The organism is Solibacillus sp. R5-41 (genome assembly GCF_002736105.1).
In the GTDB taxonomy this organism is placed as follows: domain Bacteria; phylum Bacillota; class Bacilli; order Bacillales_A; family Planococcaceae; genus Solibacillus.
Genome location: NZ_CP024123.1, coordinates 3,910,001 through 3,927,617, shown reverse-complemented (window position 1 = coordinate 3,927,617; position 17,617 = coordinate 3,910,001). Strand labels below are relative to the sequence as shown.

8 protein-coding genes, 5 rRNA genes, 1 pseudogene and 2 riboswitches (1 of these 16 only partly in view) are annotated in these 17,617 nt (G+C 42.6%); of the genes and pseudogenes, 10 read left to right on the top strand and 4 right to left on the bottom strand.

Annotation, left to right across the window (positions count from 1 at the left end; translation table 11 throughout):
- Positions 1-12: 12 nt before the first annotated feature.
- Positions 13-114: riboswitch (purine riboswitch) on the top strand.
- Positions 115-238: 124 nt separating this feature from the next.
- Complete coding sequence (gene guaA, locus CSE16_RS19405) at positions 239-1,789, top strand: glutamine-hydrolyzing GMP synthase (protein ID WP_099425393.1); 1,551 nt, start codon at positions 239-241, stop codon at positions 1,787-1,789.
- Positions 1,790-2,185: 396 nt separating this feature from the next.
- The gene (locus tag CSE16_RS21605; RefSeq protein WP_016429071.1) at positions 2,186-2,335 is read left to right on the top strand and encodes a hypothetical protein; all 150 of its coding nucleotides are present in this window, start codon (positions 2,186-2,188) and stop codon (positions 2,333-2,335) included.
- 138 nt (positions 2,336-2,473) lie between these two features.
- On the opposite strand, the gene CSE16_RS19395 is transcribed toward CSE16_RS21605, so the two are convergent.
- From CSE16_RS19395 to CSE16_RS19385, 3 genes are all read right to left on the bottom strand, one after another.
- A complete protein-coding gene (locus CSE16_RS19395) occupies positions 2,474-2,668 on the bottom strand; it encodes a hypothetical protein (RefSeq protein WP_099425392.1) in 195 nt (64 codons plus the stop codon).
- Positions 2,669-2,819: 151 nt separating this feature from the next.
- Entirely contained in the window at positions 2,820-3,239 is a 420-nt protein-coding gene (locus tag CSE16_RS22285) for a DUF4181 domain-containing protein (RefSeq protein ID WP_099425391.1), read from the bottom strand.
- Between the two features lie 51 nt (positions 3,240-3,290).
- The gene (locus CSE16_RS19385) at positions 3,291-3,695 is read right to left on the bottom strand and encodes an NUDIX hydrolase (protein WP_099425390.1); all 405 of its coding nucleotides are present in this window, start codon (positions 3,693-3,695) and stop codon (positions 3,291-3,293) included.
- Positions 3,696-4,154: 459 nt separating this feature from the next.
- Here CSE16_RS19385 and CSE16_RS19380 point away from each other — a divergent pair.
- Positions 4,155-5,354 (top strand): annotated as a pseudogene (locus CSE16_RS19380) (MFS transporter); the annotation flags it as partial.
- Between the two features lie 225 nt (positions 5,355-5,579).
- Entirely contained in the window at positions 5,580-6,443 is an 864-nt protein-coding gene (locus CSE16_RS19375) for an aminoglycoside phosphotransferase family protein (protein WP_099425388.1), read from the top strand.
- A gap of 45 nt (positions 6,444-6,488) precedes the next feature.
- Here CSE16_RS19375 and CSE16_RS19370 read toward each other — a convergent pair whose 3' ends face one another.
- Positions 6,489-7,031, bottom strand: coding sequence for an NADPH-dependent FMN reductase (locus CSE16_RS19370; protein WP_099425387.1), 543 nt, complete (start codon positions 7,029-7,031; stop codon positions 6,489-6,491).
- A 206-nt stretch (positions 7,032-7,237) separates the two neighbouring features.
- Positions 7,238-7,339: riboswitch (purine riboswitch) on the top strand.
- Between the two features lie 137 nt (positions 7,340-7,476).
- Between CSE16_RS19370 and CSE16_RS19365 the strand changes: the two genes are divergently transcribed.
- From CSE16_RS19365 to CSE16_RS19340, 6 genes are all read left to right on the top strand, one after another.
- The gene (locus tag CSE16_RS19365; protein ID WP_099425386.1) at positions 7,477-8,778 is read left to right on the top strand and encodes an NCS2 family permease; all 1,302 of its coding nucleotides are present in this window, start codon (positions 7,477-7,479) and stop codon (positions 8,776-8,778) included.
- Between the two features lie 615 nt (positions 8,779-9,393).
- A 16S ribosomal RNA gene (locus tag CSE16_RS19360) occupies positions 9,394-10,950 on the top strand.
- A gap of 210 nt (positions 10,951-11,160) precedes the next feature.
- A 23S ribosomal RNA gene (locus CSE16_RS19355) occupies positions 11,161-14,087 on the top strand.
- Between the two features lie 60 nt (positions 14,088-14,147).
- Positions 14,148-14,263 (top strand): 5S ribosomal RNA (gene rrf / locus CSE16_RS19350).
- A 257-nt stretch (positions 14,264-14,520) separates the two neighbouring features.
- Positions 14,521-16,077: ribosomal RNA gene (locus CSE16_RS19345) — 16S ribosomal RNA — on the top strand.
- A 210-nt stretch (positions 16,078-16,287) separates the two neighbouring features.
- Positions 16,288-17,617: ribosomal RNA gene (locus tag CSE16_RS19340) — 23S ribosomal RNA — on the top strand (it continues 1,597 nt past the right edge of the window).
- The 16S, 23S and 5S rRNA genes sit together here, the layout of an rRNA operon.

Sequence of the window (17,617 nt, the reverse complement as noted above, 5' to 3'; positions counted from 1 at the left end):
TAAAATTTAGAAAAATATATAGTAGTGTGCCTTCATATAAATCTGGTAATAGGGTCCAGATGTTTCTACTAAGTTACCTCAAATAACTTGTCTATGACGGTGGATTTAGCGTTTCCATAACAGGAGACAGCTGATTTCACTTTATAATGAAATGTAATATGAACGCGTTGAAAGCTTATTTTTCGCGCGTTTTTTTATAAGTAAGGCCGCGTTAATCATACTAGAAGAGGTGGAAAAATTGTCAACTCCTTTATTAAAAGAGCAAGAAAAGATTGTTGTTTTAGACTTCGGAAGTCAATTCAATCAACTAATTACGCGTCGTATTCGTGAGTTTGGTGTGTTCTCTGAATTACACCCACATACAACGACTGCAGAAGAAATTAAAGATATGAACGTTGCAGGTATCGTATTCTCTGGTGGACCAAACTCTGTATACGGTGAAGATGCATTCAAAGTAGACCCAGCAATTTTCGAATTAGGTTTACCAATTTTAGGTATTTGCTACGGTATGCAATTAATCGCGCATACGCAAGGTGGTAAAGTTGAAGGTGCTGAAACACGTGAATACGGTAAAGCAGAAATCAACGTGACAGCGGATAACAAATTATTCGGTGAGCTTCCAAAAGAACAAATCGTTTGGATGAGCCACGGTGACCATGTAACAGAAGTACCAGCTGGTTTTGAAGTAATCGCAACAAGCCCTGCATGCCCAATCGCTGCAATGGCAAATGTAGAGCGTAAACTTTATGCTGTACAATTCCACCCAGAAGTACGTCACTCTGTTTATGGAAATGACTTATTACGCAACTTCGTATTTGATGTTTGTGGTGCTAAAGGCGACTGGTCTATGGCAAACTTCATCGACATCGAAATCGCGAAAATTCGTGAGCAAGTAGGCGACAAAAAAGTACTTTGTGCATTATCAGGCGGCGTAGACTCTTCAGTAGTAGCTGTATTAATCCACAGAGCAATTGGCGATCAATTAACTTGTATGTTTGTAGACCACAACTTAAACCGTAAAGGTGAAGTTGAGCAAGTTATGAAAACCTTCACGGAAGATTTCGATATGAACTTAATCAAAATCGATGCACGTGAACGTTTCATGAGCAAATTAGAGGGCGTTTCGGATCCAGAACAAAAACGTAAAATCATCGGTAACGAATTCATTTACGTATTTGACGAGGAAGCGTCTAAATTAGAAGGCATGGATTTCTTAGCACAAGGTACGCTTTACACAGATATCATTGAATCTGGTACAGCAACTGCGCAAACAATTAAATCTCACCATAATGTTGGTGGATTACCAGAAGATATGCAGTTCGAGTTAATTGAACCGCTTAAAACATTATTCAAAGACGAAGTACGTGCTTTAGGTTTAGAGCTTGGCTTAGACGAGAAAATCGTATGGCGTCAACCATTCCCAGGTCCAGGATTAGGTATCCGTGTACTTGGTGCGATCACAGAAGAAAAATTAGAAATCGTTCGCGAATCTGATTTCATCTTACGTGATGAAATCGCAAAAGCGGGTCTTGACCGCGAAATTTGGCAATACTTCACTGTCCTACCTGATATCAAATCAGTAGGTGTAATGGGTGACGGCCGTACGTACGACTACGCTATCGGTATCCGCGGCGTAACATCAATCGACGGAATGACTTCTGACTGGGCACGTATCCCTTACGATGTCCTAGAAAAAATCTCTGTACGTATCGTCAACGAAGTAAACGGCGTTAACCGCGTACTGTATGATATTACGAGTAAGCCACCAGCAACGATTGAGTGGGAATAGGACTGTTCAGTAATATAAACTAAACAGGTTATAAACGCAGTCATATCAATATCTAACGTAGTTTGTTAAGAACTAAATCAATGGTTAACGGACAACTATTTATATTTCAAAAATTAACCTCTCTTCCAGTTATTTTAAAAAATAACCGGAAGAGGTTTTTTGTTTTAGTTAAAATTAGCGACTTGATTGATGACTTTAAAATGAATCAGCAAATTTAAGGTAGTAAAGATAAGTATAATGAATACCATTTGGCTATGAATTATTTTAATAAGTTTTTACTGATATATGCAAGGTTAGGCAGTACACTAATAAAGTAAAAAGGTTTACTTCAAAAATAGGGTATATTATATTTGTTGAATAGATTCTCTTTAAAGACAAGAAAAGTAGGTGAGCAAAGTGGGGAAATATCAATTGGATACCAAAGGTCAGGTGGCTGTGGCAAAGTATCATGAAAAACACAAGCCTGCCAAATTTGATAAAAAGCAGCAACTTGAAAAAATACGTGCGGAGTATTTGAAAAAAAAGCAAAAACAAACAGATAAATAATATGAATGAAAACATAGGAAGAGAAATCTCCCTATGTTTTTCTTATTCGGAGTTCTTTTTTGTCGGCAAACTAGTAGCAATTTGAATATAAACACCACATTAATTCAGGCTGCTGTTATGAACTAATTCATTCTACTATTACTTTATCGAGGATAATAATATCGTATTGTATTTCTTCAATTGAAAGTTCTTTTCATTTTCATTTTTAGTTTCTTCCATACTCTTAACTAAGCGCATTTCTAATTTATCTTCGGAATTGGCAGACCCTGCTTTACCCCAATTTACTCCAATTATAATTGCACCAATAATGATGGCGAACAAAATAATACCCATTACAATTTTTCTCGAAATAGTCACCTCTTCAATAAAATTGTATGTGCTTTATTTCGTGTTATGAATTTAGTTGGAAGGTAGGGGGAGCTTAGCTTTTAGTTGAATGTTTTTTTGCCAGACTGCAATTCCCGTTATCATTAATTGAGCCAAATTAAAGCAACCCCAAAAAATCAGTTATAATAAGCAAAAATAGGAAGGTAATTATGAACAGTAATTCGGCAATCGTAGCGATGAAATCTCTTTTGTTTTCTGCATATTTCCATTCCATAAATGCACGTAAAAGCTCAGATATTAATATGAAAATGATTAAGACAAACCATGGTTCTATATACCAATAAGTTCCGATTACTTTATTGTAAATCGTATAATAGTTGCTGAATAATAAAAGAATCAAGAAAATAATTCGTACTGACCAATCTAACTTTTTATGTCTGTCGTTAACGTGATTATAAGAAAATGATTTCCTTTTCTCGACACCTAACAACTTTCGAATTACAATTCCAAAAATCCAAAAAACTAAAAAAAGAACAAGTAGTAAAATTAATAGTGATCCTGGAAAAAATTCATACAATTATGTTCACCATCCAAACTTCTCTTTATATTGAAGGTAAAATTGCGCTGCTTATAGCAATTTAAAAACGTTATGTACCTTATAATCGTTAATTATTTCTTCGGGTAATAATTCCATTAATTCGCTTTTGGTAGCCCACATAAATTGCTCATGTTCATCTGAAAGAGATATTTCATCATTTTGACATTCACAAAGAAATGTTAGAAGTACAATTTGTCTTGTTTTTTTAGTTAAAAATGTTGTGGAGAAAAGATGCGTGCTTACGCTAATATTCAAACCAGCCTCTTCAAGGAATTCTCGTTTTAAAGCGACCTCAAATGATTCGCCAAATTGCAAAACTCCGCCAACGCTTTCCCATGTGCCTGCCCCTGTTTCATCAAAAGCAGAGCGCTTCACAATTAACATTTTATTATTTTTTATCAAAACACCTTTAATTGCTACTTTAATTTCTGCCATTATTTCACCTACTTTAAAAATGAATAAAGATCCTACTTAAACAAAGTGCCCATTGATATATTTTTGGTCAGCTAGGAATAATTCAAATTAATCTTTAGTCTCAAAATCCTCTCTATCCGAGTTGCCTTTCTTTAAAATTTCGATAATTTCCTTATTTTGATCCCGTATATCTTTTAAAATACGTTCTAATGACAACGCGGTAAAAACTAATATCACTACTAAGAAAAATATTAAAAACCCCATTGATCCTCACCGACCCTTCTGTTGTTATAAACCGAATTGGAAAATACTGTTACACTAAAATTGTAGCATATTAAATTATTAATTGTTAAATAAATGGAAATAGAGTGAGGGTGGATAATCAAAACAGCGATGTATAAGAAAATCCGCCCTTTTTAATTTCATATTGTTTAGTGTCCCGAAGTTTTATAAAATGGTAAGAAGTGGACTTTTAAGGAGGTAAAGAGAATGTGGCGTAATCGAAATGTGTGGATTGTGCTCATTGGCGAATTTGTCGTCGGGCTTGGTTTGTGGGCGGGGATTATCGGAAACCTTGCCTTTATGACCGAATTTGTGCCTTCCGATTTTTATAAATCTGTCATTTTAGCAATCGGTATGCTAGCGGGAGTTATGGTCGCACCAATGGCTGGGGAAATTATTGATGCCAGTAGTAAAAAGAAAGTGCTTATCGCGTCGTCCATTGCACGAGTGGTGACGGTATTTATTATGTTTGCCGCGATTGTCTTTGATTCTGTGCTATTAATGGTTGTCTTTTTAATAGCTTTGCAAATTGCCGCGACCTTTTTCATGCCGGCATTGCAGTCGGTCATTCCTAAGATCGTTGACAAAAAAGATCTGCTTACATTGAATGGCTGGCATATGAATGTAAGGACGCTTTCCCGAATTATTGGTGCAGCGGCTGCAGGTGTGTTTGTAGCCTATGCGGATCTAATTTGGCTGTATGTCATTTCACTTATTATGTACATTGCGATGGTCTTTGTATTATTAAATCTGAAAATTGAAGAGGAAGATACAAAGTCAATAGCGAAAACGAAAGATAGTGGCAGCTTTAAAGAAGTACTACCCATATTAAAACAGTATCCGGTTGTACTTGTTACGTTAGTATTAATTGTCGTGCCGATTTTGTTTTTAGGATCGTTCAACTTGATGATTATGAAAATTTCACAGATGCATGACTCAACAAGTATTTCGGGCTTGCTCTATACAGCTGAAGGCATTGGGTTTATGGTAGGTGCCATCGCAGTGAAATATGTTGGGATGAAGCTACGCACGGGAACGATGATGTTTGGTTTAGCGCTTTTCATTGGCTTCCTACAATCCCTTCTTTATTTCTCAACAATTGAAATGATGAATGTTGTTATTTTTGGTATGTTTGGTTTAGTAGTCGGCTGTTTCTTCCCAACGACGATGACAATTTTCCAAAAAGAAGTTCCGGGGGAGTTTCACGGCCGCTTCTTTGCCTTCCGTAATATGATTGATCAAACATTATTTCAAGTAGTCCTACTTTCCACGGGGGCATTACTGGACTGGTTTGGTTTACCGATTACGGGGTTAGTATTTGGTTTGTTTAGCTTAGGTTTAACGACCATCTTCATGATGTATTTAAAGATGAAGAAGTATCCGATCGCATTTGAATAACGTAGAAAGGGCAGTTTGATTTCATTCAAGCTGCCTTTTTAACTTGCTTCAGCTGAAGTTCTCTATTTCTATAAGTGGGGAGTTAATATTAAAAATGCACTGAAATAAGTTAATTGGCCCGGCGGATGTCACAGATTTTTTAGGGGAGTTTTTCGAGTGTGGTCGAAAAAAATCTGTACGCAAAAACGCTAAGGTACAATTGATAAGAGAAGGGGAGAGATAGATATGCAAAAGATAGTACAGCAATTTCAACTTTCGTATACAGCAATATCAGATGTGCAAGATTCTCATAGCTCGACCGTCTATAAAATCACGTTACTTCATGGTGAAGAGGTCTATTTGAAAATTCCGTATACAAAGGTGAAGTTTGAGCGAGAATTAGAAGCGTATCAGTTATTACAAAATCGTGTGGCGACGCCAAAACTTATAGATTACTGGCAAGGCGATGAAACATGCCCTGGAGCATTTTTGCTGTCCTCTTTAAAGGGGGCGCCTTTATCGGTGAATACAGCTACTCCGCGAACTGCCTATGAAGTGGGGAAATTACATGCATCGTTGCATGAAGTGATATTCACAGAACAAATGGAAGTTCATGCAATCCAAAATGAATTTGAAAATTGGCCGGATTTTATTGGCCGTCAATTTTATAGTTTTGCAGAGGATGTTCAAAAAGTGTTGACTAAACAAACAGTCGAGCAAGCCATCGCGCAATTTGAAAGGATGAAACAGGGGTTGCCGATGCCAGAAGGACCGAGCTTTGTTCATATGGATTTTCGTCCAGCAAATATCATTGTTGATGGTGAAAGTGTATCAGGGGTCATTGATTTTGAAAGTGTTCGATTTGGTGCGACAGAAGTGGATTTCACCAAGCTGAAACGAGATTTCCTGCGTTTTGATGCGAAATTAGATGCAGCTTATCAAGAAGGGTATAATAGTTTGCGTCCGTTAATTGATTTAAATAACGTATTGCCATTTTATCGTTTTGCGGATGCCTTTAATTCGATTGGTTGGTGTGTTCGCCGAGGTATTGAGAAAAATCAACGTTTTTATGAAGAAAATCACCGGTTGCTTCACCAGCTACTTCGTTAATAAGAAGGATGCCCGAAAGTTTTATTCGGACATCCTTTTTATCTATCAGTTAAAGTTTTTCATCCATTCTTGGAAGTTTACAATAACAGAATCAATGAATTTCACAGTAGATTCATCTACTAGTTGGCCTTGCTCATTAAATTTTGTATGTGCCGCACCAACGTAAACTTCATTCATTGGTAATAACGGTGAATTTAAGCCGCTTGCAAATAAAATATCCCGTAAATGCATTTGCGCCTTAACTGTGCCTAATGCCCCCATAGAAGCGCCCATAATTATAGATGGTTTCCCGTGCATTACTTTATCGACGCGGCTTATCCAGTCAATTGCATTCCCTAATACACCAGGAATTGTTGAATTGTATTCAGGTGTCACCCAAAGTACGGCATCCGCAGCTTTTATTTTCGCTTTAAAATCTACTACTTCCTGCGATGGGTTTAATTCTTCATCTTGGTTGTACATAGGGAGTGGCTTTAAATCTAAAATTTCCACTTCAAATTGATCTGCATAGTGTGATTGAATATGCTTTGCGAGTTGTAAATTGTACGATTCTTTGCGGATACTTCCGACAATTGCTACTACTTTCATTTTATTACCTCCAATTTAAGTTACATTACGTAACTAAGTATATAAAAGTAATTTTAAAATGTCCACTTTTTTGCATATTCTATTAAAAATCCAATAAATTATCGAAAAAAATGGATATTTAGATATTTTTACGAACTATATTATATAAAAATATAAAAATGTTCGGAAATAAGCTTGAAATTAAAATAGCTAAATGATATATTACTAACATAAATCAAATACGTCGTCGTATAATGTCGGGAATATGGCCCGTGAGTTTCTACCGAATCACCATAAATGATTCGACTACGATTTAAAAATAGGATTCTTCGTTTCTATATGATACGAACTCTTATTTGGCCTTAAATCGTAGACATGCAGCATTTTGCTTTGCGTGTCTTTTTGATTTGAAGGATTCTATGAACTCAAACTGTTGTAAGACGACAACTTGGAGGAACATTTCACAATGAAAAAATATTTCGAGTTTGAGAAACTTGGAACAAATTATCGCAAGGAAACGCTTGGTGGATTAACAACATTCCTATCAATGGCTTATATTTTAGCAGTAAACCCAGGAATGCTATCTGCAGCAGGTATGGATTATAATGCAGTATTCGTAGCAACGGCACTTGCAGCTGCAGTGGGTAGTTTATTTATGGGGCTAATTGCAAGATACCCGATAGCACTAGCGCCGGGTATGGGACTTAACGCATTCTTTGCTTTCTCGGTAGTATTAGGAATGGGAATGGCTTGGGAAACAGCATTAACTGGTGTTTTATTCTCAGGGGTAATTTTCATACTTCTATCATTAAGTGGTTTACGTGAAACGATTATCAACGCAATTCCAGCTCAAATGAAATATGCAGTAGGTGCTGGTATTGGTTTATTCATTACATTTGTAGGGTTCCAAGGGTCAGGTATTATCGTAGCTGACGATGCTACTTTAGTAAAACTTGGTGATGTAACATCAGGAAACGCATTATTAGCAGTATTCGGTGTAGTTATCACAGCAATCTTCATGGCTAAAAAAATTAACGGTGGTATTTTCTACGGGATGGTTATTACAGCTATTGCTGGTATGATCTTCGGTTTAGTAAAAGTACCAGAAAAGTTCTTCTCAAGTATTCCGGATGTTTCGCCAACATTTGGTGCAGCATTTGATGCATTTGCAAACACAAGCTTAATTTTCAATATGGACTTTCTTATTGTCGTTCTAACTTTCTTATTCGTAGACTTCTTTGATACAGCAGGTACATTAATGGCTGTAGCAGGGCAAGCAGGTTTAGTAAAAGATAATAAATTACCTCGTGCAGGACGTGCATTATTAGCAGATGCATTAGCAACAGTAACAGGTGCAATTTTTGGTACATCAACAACAACTTCTTACGTTGAATCTACTGCCGGTGTAGCAGCAGGAGCTCGTACAGGTTTTGCTTCAGTTGTAACAGGTATTTTATTCTTATTAGCATTATTTATTTCTCCATTATTAGCAGTTGTAACATCAGCAGTAACTGCACCGGCATTAATTATCGTAGGTGCATTAATGGTATCTTCATTACGATTGATTGAATGGGACAAGATTGAAATTGCGATTCCAGCATTTTTAGTTATCCTATGTATGCCACTGGGTTACTCAATCGCAACAGGTATCGCAATTGGTTTCTTATTCTACCCAATCACTATGTTAGTAGCAGGTCGTAGTAAAGAAATTCATCCAATCATGTATGGTATGTTCTTAATCTTCTTAGGTTACTTTATCTTCTTATAAGAAAAACACAAAGCTGTGGAATCGATTTTGATTTCGCAGTTTTTTTATATAGAAGAAAGCCAAATTGATTTTTTGTATCTTTATTAATTGAGTATGTCGAGGTCTAAATGAATTAATTAGATTGGAACGATATATAGGTATAGTTTGCGGAAGTAAAATTAAACTGATAGAAAGTGTGAAGAAACAATATGTTAAATGAAACGATGGATGGTAATTCCATATGTAAGAGGATTTAATATTAAAATAGAGGCGACAAGTAAAAACACTTTACCGTATATATAATAGGAAGAAACTCAATTCAGTTGGTTTTATAAGAATTTGAATATTTTTTCTTTTAAAAAAGGGTTGCAATGTGATTGGTTTAGGGTGTATATTTAAACACGTTGCTGCGACACAAACGCAAACAACGAAAAAATAAAATAAAAAGTTGTTGACAAAAAAGTTCAACTGCTTTAAAGTATTAAACAGTCGTTCAAAACAAGCGACAACATGAACCTTGAAAACTGAACAAGCAAACGTTAATGATTTAAACGTTTAAGTGATGAACTTAAACAAAACATAGATATCAACTTTATGTTGATACGCTAGCAAAGCAAATGAGCTTTCAAACTAACTTTTATGGAGAGTTTGATCCTGGCTCAGGACGAACGCTGGCGGCGTGCCTAATACATGCAAGTCGAGCGGACTTTCATTGGATGCTTGCATCCTTTGGAAGTTAGCGGCGGACGGGTGAGTAACACGTGGGTAACCTACCCTGTAGATTGGGATAACTCCGGGAAACCGGGGCTAATACCGAATAACACTTTTGAGCTCATGTTCGAAAGTTAAAAGATGGTTTCGGCTATCACTACAGGATGGGCCCGCGGCGCATTAGCTAGTTGGTGAGGTAACGGCTCACCAAGGCAACGATGCGTAGCCGACCTGAGAGGGTGATCGGCCACACTGGGACTGAGACACGGCCCAGACTCCTACGGGAGGCAGCAGTAGGGAATCTTCCACAATGGACGAAAGTCTGATGGAGCAACGCCGCGTGAGTGAAGAAGGATTTCGGTTCGTAAAACTCTGTTGCAAGGGAAGAACAAGTAGCGTAGTAACTGGCGCTACCTTGACGGTACCTTGTTAGAAAGCCACGGCTAACTACGTGCCAGCAGCCGCGGTAATACGTAGGTGGCAAGCGTTGTCCGGAATTATTGGGCGTAAAGCGCGCGCAGGTGGTTTCTTAAGTCTGATGTGAAAGCCCACGGCTCAACCGTGGAGGGTCATTGGAAACTGGGAAACTTGAGTGCAGAAGAGGATAGTGGAATTCCAAGTGTAGCGGTGAAATGCGTAGAGATTTGGAGGAACACCAGTGGCGAAGGCGACTATCTGGTCTGTAACTGACACTGAGGCGCGAAAGCGTGGGGAGCAAACAGGATTAGATACCCTGGTAGTCCACGCCGTAAACGATGAGTGCTAAGTGTTGGGGGGTTTCCGCCCCTCAGTGCTGCAGCTAACGCATTAAGCACTCCGCCTGGGGAGTACGGTCGCAAGACTGAAACTCAAAGGAATTGACGGGGGCCCGCACAAGCGGTGGAGCATGTGGTTTAATTCGAAGCAACGCGAAGAACCTTACCAGGTCTTGACATCCCATTGACCACTGTAGAGATACAGTTTTCCCTTCGGGGACAACGGTGACAGGTGGTGCATGGTTGTCGTCAGCTCGTGTCGTGAGATGTTGGGTTAAGTCCCGCAACGAGCGCAACCCTTATTCTTAGTTGCCATCATTTAGTTGGGCACTCTAAGGAGACTGCCGGTGACAAACCGGAGGAAGGTGGGGATGACGTCAAATCATCATGCCCCTTATGACCTGGGCTACACACGTGCTACAATGGACGGTACAAACGGTTGCCAACCCGCGAGGGGGAGCTAATCCGATAAAACCGTTCTCAGTTCGGATTGTAGGCTGCAACTCGCCTACATGAAGCCGGAATCGCTAGTAATCGCGGATCAGCATGCCGCGGTGAATACGTTCCCGGGCCTTGTACACACCGCCCGTCACACCACGAGAGTTTGTAACACCCGAAGTCGGTGGGGTAACCTTTATGGAGCCAGCCGCCGAAGGTGGGATAGATGATTGGGGTGAAGTCGTAACAAGGTAGCCGTATCGGAAGGTGCGGCTGGATCACCTCCTTTCTAAGGATATATTCGGAATCATTCCTTATGGAATGAAACATTAACGTTTGCTGTTCAGTTTTGAAGGTTCATCTTTATGATGAAATACTTCAAAACTTGTTCTTTGAAAACTGGATAAAACGACATTGAAAGCAATAAACAAACAAATGATCAAGAAATTGATCGTGCAATCTTTTAAAATCTTACTCATCTGAGTAAGTGTAACTTATTGGTTAAGTTAATAAGGGCGCACGGTGGATGCCTTGGCACTAGGAGTCGAAGAAGGACGGCACTAACACCGATATGCTTTGGGGAGCTGTAAGTAAGCTTTGATCCAGAGATTTCCGAATGGGGGAACCCACTATGTTTAATCACATAGTATCTTCACGTGAATACATAGCGTGTTGAGGACAGACGCAGGGAACTGAAACATCTAAGTACCTGCAGGAACAGAAAGAAAATTCGATTCCCTGAGTAGCGGCGAGCGAAACGGGAAGAGCCCAAACCAAAGAGCTTGCTCTTTGGGGTTGTAGGACATTCTATACGGAGTTACAAAAGAATGAGATAGTTGAAGCGGCTTGGAAAGGCCCGCCATAGAAGGTAAAAGCCCTGTAAGTGAAACCTCATTCCCTCTTGAATGTATCCTGAGTACGGCGGAACACGTGAAATTCCGTCGGAATCTGGGAGGACCATCTCCCAAGGCTAAATACTACCTAGTGACCGATAGTGAACCAGTACCGTGAGGGAAAGGTGAAAAGCACCCCGGAAGGGGAGTGAAATAGATCCTGAAACCGTGTGCCTACAAGTAGTTAGAGCCCGTTAATGGGTGATAGCGTGCCTTTTGTAGAATGAACCGGCGAGTTACGATTACGTGCGAGGTTAAGTTGATGAGACGGAGCCGCAGCGAAAGCGAGTCTGAATAGGGCGAATTAGTACGTGGTCGTAGACCCGAAACCAGGTGATCTACCCATGTCCAGGGTGAAGGTGAGGTAACACTTACTGGAGGCCCGAACCCACGCACGTTGAAAAGTGCGGGGATGAGGTGTGGGTAGCGGAGAAATTCCAATCGAACCTGGAGATAGCTGGTTCTCTCCGAAATAGCTTTAGGGCTAGCCTCGTGATTGAGAATACTGGAGGTAGAGCACTGTTTGGACTAGGGGGGCATCTCGCTTTACCGAATTCAGACAAACTCCGAATGCCAGATATTTATACACGGGAGTCAGACTGCGAGTGATAAGATCCGTAGTCAAGAGGGAAACAGCCCAGACCACCAGCTAAGGTCCCAAAGTAATCGTTAAGTGGAAAAGGATGTGGCGTTGCTTAGACAACCAGGATGTTGGCTTAGAAGCAGCCACCATTTAAAGAGTGCGTAATAGCTCACTGGTCGAGTGACGCTGCGCCGAAAATTTATCGGGGCTAAACGATTCACCGAAGCTGTGGATGCATCCGTATGGATGCGTGGTAGGAGAGCGTTCTAAGGGCGTTGAAGTCAGACCGGAAGGACTGGTGGAGCGCTTAGAAGTGAGAATGCCGGTATGAGTAGCGAAAGACGGGTGAGAATCCCGTCCACCGTATGACTAAGGTTTCCTGAGGAAGGCTCGTCCGCTCAGGGTTAGTCGGGACCTAAGCCGAGGCCGATAGGCGTAGGCGATGGACAACAGGTTGATATTCCTGTACCACCTCCTCACCGTTTGAGAAATGGGGGGACGCAGTAGGATAGGGTAAGCAGAGCGTTGGTTGTCTCTGTTCAAGCAGTAAGGCGTGTGTGTAGGCAAATCCGCACACTGATACGTTGAGCTGTGATGACGAGTCCGTATGGACGAAGTTCCTGATTTCACACTGCCAAGAAAAGCCTCTATCGAGGTGAGAGGTGCCCGTACCGCAAACCGACACAGGTAGTCGAGGAGAGAATCCTAAGGTGTGCGAGAGAACTCTCGTTAAGGAACTCGGCAAAATGACCCCGTAACTTCGGGAGAAGGGGTGCTCTTGAGCGTGCAAGCGCACGAGAGCCGCAGTGAATAGGCCCAGGCGACTGTTTAGCAAAAACACAGGTCTCTGCAAAACCGTAAGGTGAAGTATAGGGGCTGACGCCTGCCCGGTGCTGGAAGGTTAAGAGGAGTGGTTAGCGCAAGCGAAGCTACGAATTGAAGCCCCAGTAAACGGCGGCCGTAACTATAACGGTCCTAAGGTAGCGAAATTCCTTGTCGGGTAAGTTCCGACCCGCACGAAAGGCGTAACGATCTGGGCACTGTCTCAACGAGAGACTCGGTGAAATTATAGTACCTGTGAAGATGCAGGTTACCCGCGACAGGACGGAAAGACCCCGTGGAGCTTTACTGTAGCCTGATATTGAATTTTGGTACAACTTGTACAGGATAGGTAGGAGCCAGAGATCTCGGAGCGCCAGCTTCGAAGGAGGCGTCAGTGGGATACTACCCTGGTTGTATTGAACTTCTAACCCATGCCCCTTAACGGGGTAGGAGACAGTGTCAGGCGGACAGTTTGACTGGGGCGGTCGCCTCCTAAAGAGTAACGGAGGCGCCCAAAGGTTCCCTCAGAATGGTTGGAAATCATTCGTAGAGTGTAAAGGCATAAGGGAGCTTGACTGCGAGACCTACAAGTCGAGCAGGGTCGAAAGACGGGCTTAGTGATCCGGTGGTTCCGCATGGAAGGGCCATCGCTCAACGGATAAAAGCTACCCCGGGGATAACAGGCTTATCTCCCCCAAGAGTCCACATCGACGGGGAGGTTTGGCACCTCGATGTCGGCTCATCGCATCCTGGGGCTGTAGTCGGTCCCAAGGGTTGGGCTGTTCGCCCATTAAAGCGGTACGCGAGCTGGGTTCAGAACGTCGTGAGACAGTTCGGTCCCTATCCGTCGTGGGCGTAGGAAATTTGAGAGGAGCTGTCCTTAGTACGAGAGGACCGGGATGGACACACCGCTGGTGTACCAGTTGTCTTGCCAAAGGCATCGCTGGGTAGCTATGTGTGGACGGGATAAGTGCTGAAAGCATCTAAGCATGAAGCCCCCCTCAAGATGAGATTTCCCATTACGCAAGTAAGTAAGACCCCTGAAAGACGATCAGGTAGATAGGTTCGAGGTGGAAGTGTGGCGACATATGGAGCTGACGAATACTAATCGGTCGAGGACTTAACCACAATTTATTGCACAATTTCAATGAAACGTTTATCCAGTTTTGAAAGAACAATCTTTCATAGTGAAGTGATGATGGCAAAGAGGTCACACCCGTTCCCATACCGAACACGGAAGTTAAGCTCTTTAGCGCCGATGGTAGTTGGGGGCTTCCCCCTGTGAGAGTAGGACATCGCTTCGCACATTTAAAACCACTGAAAAGTCGGAGGCTTTAAATGTTGCTAAAGTGAAAAACAATTTATAAAAAAGTTGTTGACACGATATATTCAAATGTGTTATAATAATAAAGTTGTCACTTAGAGAGACAACAAAATGAACCTTGAAAACTGAACAAGCAAACGTTAATGATTTAAACGTTTAAGTGATGAACTTAAACAAAACATAGATATCAACTTTATGTTGATACGCTAGCAAAGCAAATGAGCTTTCAAACTAACTTTTATGGAGAGTTTGATCCTGGCTCAGGACGAACGCTGGCGGCGTGCCTAATACATGCAAGTCGAGCGGACTTTCATTGGATGCTTGCATCCTTTGGAAGTTAGCGGCGGACGGGTGAGTAACACGTGGGTAACCTACCCTGTAGATTGGGATAACTCCGGGAAACCGGGGCTAATACCGAATAACACTTTTGAGCTCATGTTCGAAAGTTAAAAGATGGTTTCGGCTATCACTACAGGATGGGCCCGCGGCGCATTAGCTAGTTGGTGAGGTAACGGCTCACCAAGGCAACGATGCGTAGCCGACCTGAGAGGGTGATCGGCCACACTGGGACTGAGACACGGCCCAGACTCCTACGGGAGGCAGCAGTAGGGAATCTTCCACAATGGACGAAAGTCTGATGGAGCAACGCCGCGTGAGTGAAGAAGGATTTCGGTTCGTAAAACTCTGTTGCAAGGGAAGAACAAGTAGCGTAGTAACTGGCGCTACCTTGACGGTACCTTGTTAGAAAGCCACGGCTAACTACGTGCCAGCAGCCGCGGTAATACGTAGGTGGCAAGCGTTGTCCGGAATTATTGGGCGTAAAGCGCGCGCAGGTGGTTTCTTAAGTCTGATGTGAAAGCCCACGGCTCAACCGTGGAGGGTCATTGGAAACTGGGAAACTTGAGTGCAGAAGAGGATAGTGGAATTCCAAGTGTAGCGGTGAAATGCGTAGAGATTTGGAGGAACACCAGTGGCGAAGGCGACTATCTGGTCTGTAACTGACACTGAGGCGCGAAAGCGTGGGGAGCAAACAGGATTAGATACCCTGGTAGTCCACGCCGTAAACGATGAGTGCTAAGTGTTGGGGGGTTTCCGCCCCTCAGTGCTGCAGCTAACGCATTAAGCACTCCGCCTGGGGAGTACGGTCGCAAGACTGAAACTCAAAGGAATTGACGGGGGCCCGCACAAGCGGTGGAGCATGTGGTTTAATTCGAAGCAACGCGAAGAACCTTACCAGGTCTTGACATCCCATTGACCACTGTAGAGATACAGTTTTCCCTTCGGGGACAACGGTGACAGGTGGTGCATGGTTGTCGTCAGCTCGTGTCGTGAGATGTTGGGTTAAGTCCCGCAACGAGCGCAACCCTTATTCTTAGTTGCCATCATTTAGTTGGGCACTCTAAGGAGACTGCCGGTGACAAACCGGAGGAAGGTGGGGATGACGTCAAATCATCATGCCCCTTATGACCTGGGCTACACACGTGCTACAATGGACGGTACAAACGGTTGCCAACCCGCGAGGGGGAGCTAATCCGATAAAACCGTTCTCAGTTCGGATTGTAGGCTGCAACTCGCCTACATGAAGCCGGAATCGCTAGTAATCGCGGATCAGCATGCCGCGGTGAATACGTTCCCGGGCCTTGTACACACCGCCCGTCACACCACGAGAGTTTGTAACACCCGAAGTCGGTGGGGTAACCTTTATGGAGCCAGCCGCCGAAGGTGGGATAGATGATTGGGGTGAAGTCGTAACAAGGTAGCCGTATCGGAAGGTGCGGCTGGATCACCTCCTTTCTAAGGATATATTCGGAATCATTCCTTATGGAATGAAACATTAACGTTTGCTGTTCAGTTTTGAAGGTTCATCTTTATGATGAAATACTTCAAAACTTGTTCTTTGAAAACTGGATAAAACGACATTGAAAGCAATAAACAAACAAATGATCAAGAAATTGATCGTGCAATCTTTTAAAATCTTACTCATCTGAGTAAGTGTAACTTATTGGTTAAGTTAATAAGGGCGCACGGTGGATGCCTTGGCACTAGGAGTCGAAGAAGGACGGCACTAACACCGATATGCTTTGGGGAGCTGTAAGTAAGCTTTGATCCAGAGATTTCCGAATGGGGGAACCCACTATGTTTAATCACATAGTATCTTCACGTGAATACATAGCGTGTTGAGGACAGACGCAGGGAACTGAAACATCTAAGTACCTGCAGGAACAGAAAGAAAATTCGATTCCCTGAGTAGCGGCGAGCGAAACGGGAAGAGCCCAAACCAAAGAGCTTGCTCTTTGGGGTTGTAGGACATTCTATACGGAGTTACAAAAGAATGAGATAGTTGAAGCGGCTTGGAAAGGCCCGCCATAGAAGGTAAAAGCCCTGTAAGTGAAACCTCATTCCCTCTTGAATGTATCCTGAGTACGGCGGAACACGTGAAATTCCGTCGGAATCTGGGAGGACCATCTCCCAAGGCTAAATACTACCTAGTGACCGATAGTGAACCAGTACCGTGAGGGAAAGGTGAAAAGCACCCCGGAAGGGGAGTGAAATAGATCCTGAAACCGTGTGCCTACAAGTAGTTAGAGCCCGTTAATGGGTGATAGCGTGCCTTTTGTAGAATGAACCGGCGAGTTACGATTACGTGCGAGGTTAAGTTGATGAGACGGAGCCGCAGCGAAAGCGAGTCTGAATAGGGCGAATTAGTACGTGGTCGTAGACCCGAAACCAGGTGATCTACCCATGTCCAGGGTGAAGGTGAGGTAACACTTACTGGAGGCCCGAACCCACGCACGTTGAAAAGTGCGGGGATGAGGTGTGGGTAGCGGAGAAATTCCAATCGAACCTGGAGATAGCTGGTTCTCTCCGAAATAGCTTTAGGGCTAGCCTCGTGATTGAGAATACTGGAGGTAGAGCACTGTTTGGACTAGGGGGGCATCTCGCTTTACCGAATTCAGACAAACTCCGAATGCCAGATATTTATACACGGGAGTCAGACTGCGAGTGATAAGATCCGTAGTCAAGAGGGAAACAGCCCAGACCACCAGCTAAGGTCCCAAAGTAATCGTTAAGTGGAAAAGGATGTGGCGTTGCTTAGACAACCAGGATGTTGGCTTAGAAGCAGCCACCATTTAAAGAGTGCGTAATAGCTCACTGGTCGAGTGACGCTGCGCCGAAAATTTATCGGGGCTAAACGATTCACCGAAGCTGTGGATGCATCCGTATGGATGCGTGGTAGGAGAGCGTTCTAAGGGCGTTGAAGTCAGACCGGAAGGACTGGTGGAGCGCTTAGAAGTGAGAATGCCGGTATGAGTAGCGAAAGACGGGTGAGAAT